Genomic DNA, 6,503 nt, shown 5'->3' on the forward strand with positions numbered 1-6,503 from the left:
CCCGGACCTCGGCGTCATCGTCGGCTCCGAGTAGGAGATGGCCTCGGAGCGTTGGTTTCCCACACAGGGTCACCTTCCTATGCCATAGAGTCAACGCTCGGCGGGGGGCCTCGGGAGGAGACTTCGGTGGCCCGATGGGACGACGGCACGGACGAGCTGGTGGTCCGGGCACGCGACGGCGACGGCGCCGCGTGGGCCCGGCTGGTCGAGCGGCACAGCGGGCTGCTGTGGTCGATCGCGCGCTCGCACGGGCTGAACGACGCCGATTCCGGCGACGTCGTGCAGACGACATGGCTGCGGCTGGTGGAACGGATCGACGGGCTGCGCGATCCGGCCGCCACGGGCTGCTGGCTGGCGACGACCGCGCGGAACGAGAGCCTGCGCCTGGTGCGCCGGCGCGGGCGCGACCTGCCGCTCGTCCCCGCGCCGCGGGCGCCGGAGCCGGGCCCCGACCAGGTGGTCCTGGGCCGCGAGCGCCTGGGGCTGGTCGGCGCGGCGCTGGAGTCGCTGCCGCGCCGCTGCCGGACGCTCCTGCGGCTGTTCGCGCTCGCGTCCAGCCACGCCGAACTGGCCGCCGCCCTCGGCATCCCCATCGGCAGCGTCGGGCCGACCCGCGCACGGTGCCTGGACGCGCTGCGGAGGCTCGTGCCGTGAACGACGACGAGCTGATGGCGGGCGTCCGCCGCGCGTTCGAGGCCCTGGACCCGGTGCCGCAGGACGTCCTGGCGGCGGCGCGCGCGTCGATCGCGTGGCGGGCGCCGTCGGCGGCGCTGGCGGAGCTGGCGCACGACCGGGGCGGCCGGACGGCGGCCGGAGTCCGGGGCGGGACGCGGCGCGTGCTGACGTTCACGTGCCCGGGGTCGACCGTGGAGATCGAGGTGTCGGAGCACGGCCGGGACCGCGAGATCACCGGCCGGCTCGTCCCATCGTCGTCCGGAGTCGTGCAGGTCCGGCACCGGGACCTGCCACCGGACGGCATCACCGCACGCGCGGAGTCCGCCGGCCTGTTCTGCGTGCCCCACGTCCCCGAAGGACTGGTGAGCCTCGTCTTCCGCCTGGACGACGGCACATCGATCGTCACGAGCTGGGTCCACCTGTGACCGTCCCCGACGAGCGCGCCCTGCTCCACCTGGCCGCCGCGGACCCGGCGGCCGCCCTCGAAAACGCCCTCACCCTCCTCGGCCCGGCCGGCGGTCCGCCCGGGGAGGACGGCGCGGCGCGGCGGCGGGTGGTGCTGCTGCGGGTCGCCGGGCTGGCGGCCAAGGAGCTGGGGCGGCTGGAAGAGGGGCTCGCGTTCCTTCACCGGGCGCTGGAGCTGGCCGGGGACGGCTACGCGGCGGCGCAGGTGCGGATGAATCTCGTCGGCCTGCTCACTGCGCGCGGTGACATCTCCGGTGCGCTCGCTCTGGTGCGGGAGGCGGAGAACGTACTGCGCGGGCCGGACGCCGACCGTCTGGCCGCCAACAAGGCGTGCGCGCTGGCACGGGCCGGGCGGCTGGACGAGGCCCACGTCGTGACCGCCGAGGCTCTGCCTCGCCTGAGGGAAGGGCACGATCCGGCCGTGCTCAACGGCCTGCTCACCAACCTCGGGCTGGCGCAGGCGTTCCGTGGCGACTTCGAGAGCGCGGAGCGTGCTCTGGCCGAGGCGGTCGACGTGGGCGAGGCGGCCGGGTTGCGTCACCAGACGGCGATGTCCAAGGGGAACCTCGCCTTCGCGGTGTCGCGGCGTGGGGACGTCCCGCGCGCGCTTCGGCTCTTCGCCAAGGCCGAACCCGACCTGTCCGGTGAACGCCTGGCGCAATGCAGGTTCGACCAGGCGGAGACCCTCATCATGGCGGGCCTGCCAGGGGAGGCGCGGCCCGTCCTCATCGCCGCCCTGGAAGCCGCCACCGCCAACGGATACGGCTGTGACACCGCGGACGGGTTCCTCCTGCTCGCCCACGCCGAGCTGGCCGACGGCAACCCGGAACGGTGCACGGACGCGGCCGAACGGGCACGCGCCGCCTTCGCGGAGCAAGAGCGGACCGGATGGATGCTCCTGGCCGAGCACATGCTCCTCCGGGCGCGGTGGGCGTCGGGTGAGCGTTCGGCCGTCCTGCTCCGTTCGGCGGAGGCCACGGCCGAACGGCTGGACGGCGGCGGCTGGGGCGACGCCGCCGACGAGGCCCGCATCGTCGCGGCCCGCGTGGCACTGTCGCTGGGACGACCGGCCGGGCACCTGCTCTCACCGGTCGCACGTTCACGCGGCTCCGCGTCCGCCCAGATCGCCGCCTGGCACGCCGTCGCCCTCGAACGCGCCGCGCGGGCCGACCACGGCGGCGCGGTCGACGCGGTCAAGGCCGGCCTCCAGGTCGCCGAAGACCATGCGGAGGCGCTCGGAGCGCTCGACCTGCGGGCACGCGCCGCGGGACTGGCCTCCGAGTTGTCCGACCTCGGGCTCGGCCTGGCCCGCTCGGCGCCGGAACTGCTCGCCGTCGAGGAACGGCGGCGGGCGATCGCGCGCCCGGGCCGGGTCCGTCCTCCCCGGGACCCCGAGCGGGCGGCGGCGCTGACCGCGCTGCGCGTCCGCAGCGCCGAGCACACGGCGGGGACGGCCCAGGGCGGCGCGCCGGCGGCGGCGTCGAGGGACATGGCGGCCCTGGAGGCGAAGGTCCGCGCGCGGACGCGGCACCGCCCGTCGGGCGCGTCCCCGCCGCGCTCCCCCGGCATCACCGAGATCACCGCCGCGCTCGGCGAACGGGCGCTCGTCGAGATGATCTCGATCGGGCCCGAGCTGCACGCCGTGTCCGTCGCCGGCGGTGAGGCACGCCGCCATCACCTCGGGCCGTGCGGCGACGCGGTCCAGGAGACCGGCCTGATCCGCTTCGCCGTCCGGCGCCTCGCCGCGGACGACGGCCGGGAGGAACTCTCCGCCCTGGCCGACGCGGCCCGGCGTCTCGATCGGCTTCTGCTCGCCCCGCTGAGAGACCACGTCGGCGACCGGGATCTCGTCATCGTTCCGACCGGTGCGCTGCACGGCCTGCCCTGGGCCGTGCTCCCTTCCCTGGCCGGACGTCCCTTCTCGGTCGTCCCGTCCGCCGGCGCCTGGATCCATGCCCGCGAGCCCGGCCGGGCGGACGGGCATGCCGTCCTCGTGGCAGGGCCCGGCCTCCGCCACGCCGAACGCGAGATCTCCGCTCTGCGACGCCTCCACCCGCACGCGATCGTCCTGGACGGCCCGGACGCGCGCGCGGAGCAGGTCCGGGACGCCCTCGACGGTGCCGCTCTCGCGCACATCGCCGCCCACGGCGAGTTCCGCGAAGGCAATCCGCTGTTCTCCCGGCTCCTCCTCGCCGACGGCCCGCTGACGGTCCACGACCTGGACGAGCTGACCGACCCGCCGCGCATGATCGTCCTGTCGGCGTGCGACATCGGACGTGCCGGGGAGGGCGACGCCGTGCTCGGCATGGCAGGCGCCCTCCTCGCCCTCGGCACGGCCACCGTGATCGCCAGCGTCACCCCCGTCCGCGACGCGGCGACGCCGGAGTTCATGTCCGCCTTCCACACCGGCGCGGCCGCGGGCCGTCCCCCGGCCCATGCCCTCGCCCAGGCCCCGCGCGCCCCAGGAGTCACCGGCTTCCTATGCCTGGGCACCGGCTGATGGCCCGGGGTGAACGGGGGTGGGGTGGCTTCAGTTGGCGCCGGTGGCCACTGGGTTGGACGGGTCCGTCACCCAGTTGGACCAGGAGCCCACGTAGAGGGCGGCGGGGATGCCGGCGAGGTTGAGGGCGAGGATCTCGTGGGCGGCCGTCACGCCGGAGCCGCAGTAGGCGCCGACGTCCGAAGCGTCCGTGGCGCCGAGCTTCGCGAAACGCTCCCGCAGCAGCTCCGGGGGCAGGAAGCGGCCGTCCACGCCGACGTTCCCGGACGTCGGGGCGTTGCGGGCGCCCGGGATGTGCCCGGCGACGGGATCGACGGGCTCCTGGTCGCCGCGGTACCGCGCGGCGGCGCGGGCGTCGAGCAGGACGCCGCCCGTGGCCAGTTCGGCGGCTCCCTCGGCGTCCAGGACGGGCAGCCGGCCCGGATCGGCGATGAAGTCGCCGGGTTTCACGTCCGGCTCCACGGTGCTCACCGGGCGGCCCGCCTCCGTCCAGGCGCGGTAGCCGCCGTCCAGGACGCGGACCCGGTCATGCCCGAAGTAGCGCAGGGACCACCAGACACGCGCGGCGGACATGGAGTCGGCGTCGTCGTACACCACGACGACGCTGTCCTTCGAGACGCCCGCCCGGCGCATGGCCGACTCGAAGACGACGGGTTCGGGAAGGGGATGGCGGCCGCGTTGCCCGGGCGGTCCGGCCACGTCGCGATCGAGGTCGACGAAGACGGCGCCGGGCAGGTGCCCCTTGCGGTAGGACTCGAATCCCGGGGGGCCCGCCAGATGCCATCGGACGTCCAGCAGGACCACGGGCGTCTGCCTCCGGAGCAGCCGGTCCAACGCGGGCACTTCGATGAGAGGGTGCACACCGCCAGTTTGACCGTCGGCGCCCGGATTAGGGAGGGGCGAATCCCGGTTCATCTCAAAGTCCTCACGGGCGTCGGGGCCGGGGCCTCCAAGGGCCGGGGGCGCGTCAGGGCCGGGACGTGGTCAGCAGCGGCACGAGCTGCTCGGCCGGGACGAGCGAGCCGTGCATGCCGACCATCCGCTCCAGCCACGGCTCCCGTTCGGACGCCACGATCGCGAGATCGGCGTGCGGCACCGCGACCACGTCGCCGACGCGCTCCAGCATCCCGTCGCCGACCGGTCCGAACCATCCGTGCTCGGCGGCCCGCTCACGCGGAAGCACCCACGCGCGGGCTCCCAGCAGGGCCGTCCATGCGGCGAGGACGTCGTCGTGGGCGCCCGGTTCGCTGTAGACGTACCGAGCGCGGGCGTCACCGCCGAGGAGGGCGACGCCCTCCTTCAACTCGGGAGCGGTGTCGACGTCCACACGTTCCGTGGGGTCGACCATGCCGTGGTCGGCCGTCACGTAGAGCGCCGACCCGGGCGGCAGCACGGCCGCGATCTGCTGGACGAGGACGTCGACGAACCGCAGCTGGTGCCGCCAGTCCCGGGAGCCGACACCGAATCGGTGGCCGGTCGCGTCCAGGTCGGCGTGGTAGGCGGCGACGTAGGAGCGGTCGCCGCGGCGCAGCGCCCGCTCGATGCGGCCGACGAGCTGGCCGAGGGTCTCGGCGCTGTCGTACCGGGCACCGCGGGTGGTGGCGAGGCTGAGCCCGGTCTTCCGGTACTGGTGGAGCGAGACGTACGACGCCTCGATCCCCTTGGCCGCCGCACGCTCGTACACGGTCCGGACGGGCTGGAACGTCTCCGGCTCCGGGTCCTCCTGGTCGTTCCAGAGAAGGCAGTGGAGCAGCCTGCCGGTGGCGGGGACGACCATCTGCAGGCCGAGCAGCCCGTGCGCGCCGGGCGGCGCGCCCGTCCCCAGCGACCCCAGGCTCGTCACGGTCGTCGCCGGGAACCCGGACGTGATCGGGCGGCCCTGCATCGCGTTCAGGTAGGGCGCCTCGTCCGGGTGGGCTCTGAGCTGCTCCCAGCCGAGACCGTCGACCAGCAGGACGCAGGCGCGCGGCAGCGCGGGCAGGTCCAGGACGTTCGCGGCGTCCGGGACGCCCAGCGACGCCAGCACCGACGTCGGCAGATCGGCGAGCGCGCCCGCCCCGTAGCGGGGAACGGGCGCCTCCGCGGCCTCGGGCGTCACAGGATTCACTTCTCCCGCACGGTTCGTCGCGGTCACGCGATCACCGCGCGGTCGCGGCGGACAGTTCCTCGGCGAACGCCAGCACCTGGCCGACGGCATCACCGCCGTCGGCGGCCTCGCTCACCCTCAAGGACAGGTCGTCGGCCGTGACGCTGCCGGTGTAGCCGTGGTCGGCCTCGCAGTTCTCGTCGCCGCACGTCGCGGGCTCGAGGTCGATGTGGGCGATCGCGCCCCAGCCGATGGTGAGCACGACCTCCGTCGGCGGCACCCCCGGCACGTACGACGCGGGGTCCGGAACGACCCGCGTCACCGCGACCGACTGGACCCGTTCCAGCTTGACGGCCTCGGTGGTCGTGGAGGCGTGGGGCCGCACCATGCCCTCGCCGGGCGGGTGCTCGTCGGTGTGGCACACCAGCAGCCGGGTCGCCGACAGCACGAGCACGGTGACGTGCCGCCGCACCTCCATCGCGGGGTCGAACGTCGCCTCATGGTGGACCACGTAGGCGACGACGGGCTCGTCCCCGACGGCCGACTCCACCGCGTCCGCGACCAGGGCCGGGTAGTAACCGCTGCGGTCGATCGCACTGCGCAGACCGCTCACCGTCGCTCGGGTTTCCCTCATGGCCCCATCCTGCCCTGTCCATGGCCGGACGCGCACATGACCGTCCCGGCTCACGGTCATCCGGGCGGGCACCGGGTACGGGAACCGCATGGACGAGAAGCCGCTTCCCAAGCCACAGCCGGTTCCCCCTTTCTCTTTAACCC

At 74.8% G+C, this 6,503-nt stretch carries 6 protein-coding genes; 3 read left to right on the forward strand and 3 right to left on the reverse strand.

Annotated elements, in window-relative coordinates:
- The first annotated feature begins 126 nt into the window (after positions 1–126).
- The 3 genes from E1281_RS35760 to E1281_RS35770 are packed head-to-tail and all read left to right on the forward strand — an operon-like array spanning position 127 to position 3,640.
- Positions 127–654, forward strand: coding sequence for a sigma-70 family RNA polymerase sigma factor (locus E1281_RS35760; protein WP_131884131.1), 528 nt, complete (start codon positions 127–129; stop codon positions 652–654).
- Positions 651–1,100 carry a hypothetical protein gene (locus tag E1281_RS35765; RefSeq protein ID WP_131884132.1) on the forward strand — a complete coding sequence of 150 codons (450 nt, stop codon included), beginning with the start codon at positions 651–653 and terminating at the stop codon, positions 1,098–1,100. Before E1281_RS35760 ends, E1281_RS35765 begins: the two co-directional genes overlap by 4 nt.
- Complete coding sequence (locus tag E1281_RS35770; protein WP_243717738.1) at positions 1,097–3,640, forward strand: CHAT domain-containing tetratricopeptide repeat protein; 2,544 nt, start codon at positions 1,097–1,099, stop codon at positions 3,638–3,640. Before E1281_RS35765 ends, E1281_RS35770 begins: the two co-directional genes overlap by 4 nt.
- A 30-nt stretch (positions 3,641–3,670) precedes the next feature.
- Here E1281_RS35770 and E1281_RS35775 read toward each other — a convergent pair whose 3' ends face one another.
- The 3 genes from E1281_RS35775 to E1281_RS35785 all read right to left on the reverse strand — a co-directional run bounded on the left by E1281_RS35775 (position 3,671) and on the right by E1281_RS35785 (position 6,360).
- Positions 3,671–4,501 carry a sulfurtransferase gene (locus tag E1281_RS35775; RefSeq protein ID WP_207943698.1) on the reverse strand — a complete coding sequence of 277 codons (831 nt, stop codon included), beginning with the start codon at positions 4,499–4,501 and terminating at the stop codon, positions 3,671–3,673.
- Positions 4,502–4,607: 106 nt separating this feature from the next.
- Entirely contained in the window at positions 4,608–5,747 is a 1,140-nt protein-coding gene (locus E1281_RS35780) for a nucleotide pyrophosphatase/phosphodiesterase family protein (RefSeq protein WP_243717739.1), read from the reverse strand.
- A gap of 31 nt (positions 5,748–5,778) precedes the next feature.
- Positions 5,779–6,360 carry a DUF5998 family protein gene (locus E1281_RS35785; protein ID WP_131884135.1) on the reverse strand — a complete coding sequence of 194 codons (582 nt, stop codon included), beginning with the start codon at positions 6,358–6,360 and terminating at the stop codon, positions 5,779–5,781.
- Positions 6,361–6,503: the final 143 nt, after the last annotated feature.

Source organism: Actinomadura sp. KC345, assembly GCF_004348515.1.
GTDB lineage: Bacteria > Actinomycetota > Actinomycetes > Streptosporangiales > Streptosporangiaceae > Spirillospora.

Bases quoted from the DNA above. Each gene is read 5' to 3' on its own strand.
- E1281_RS35785 (WP_131884135.1), bottom strand. From the start codon at position 6,360: ATGAGGGAAACCCGAGCGACGGTGAGCGGTCTGCGCAGTGCGATCGAC.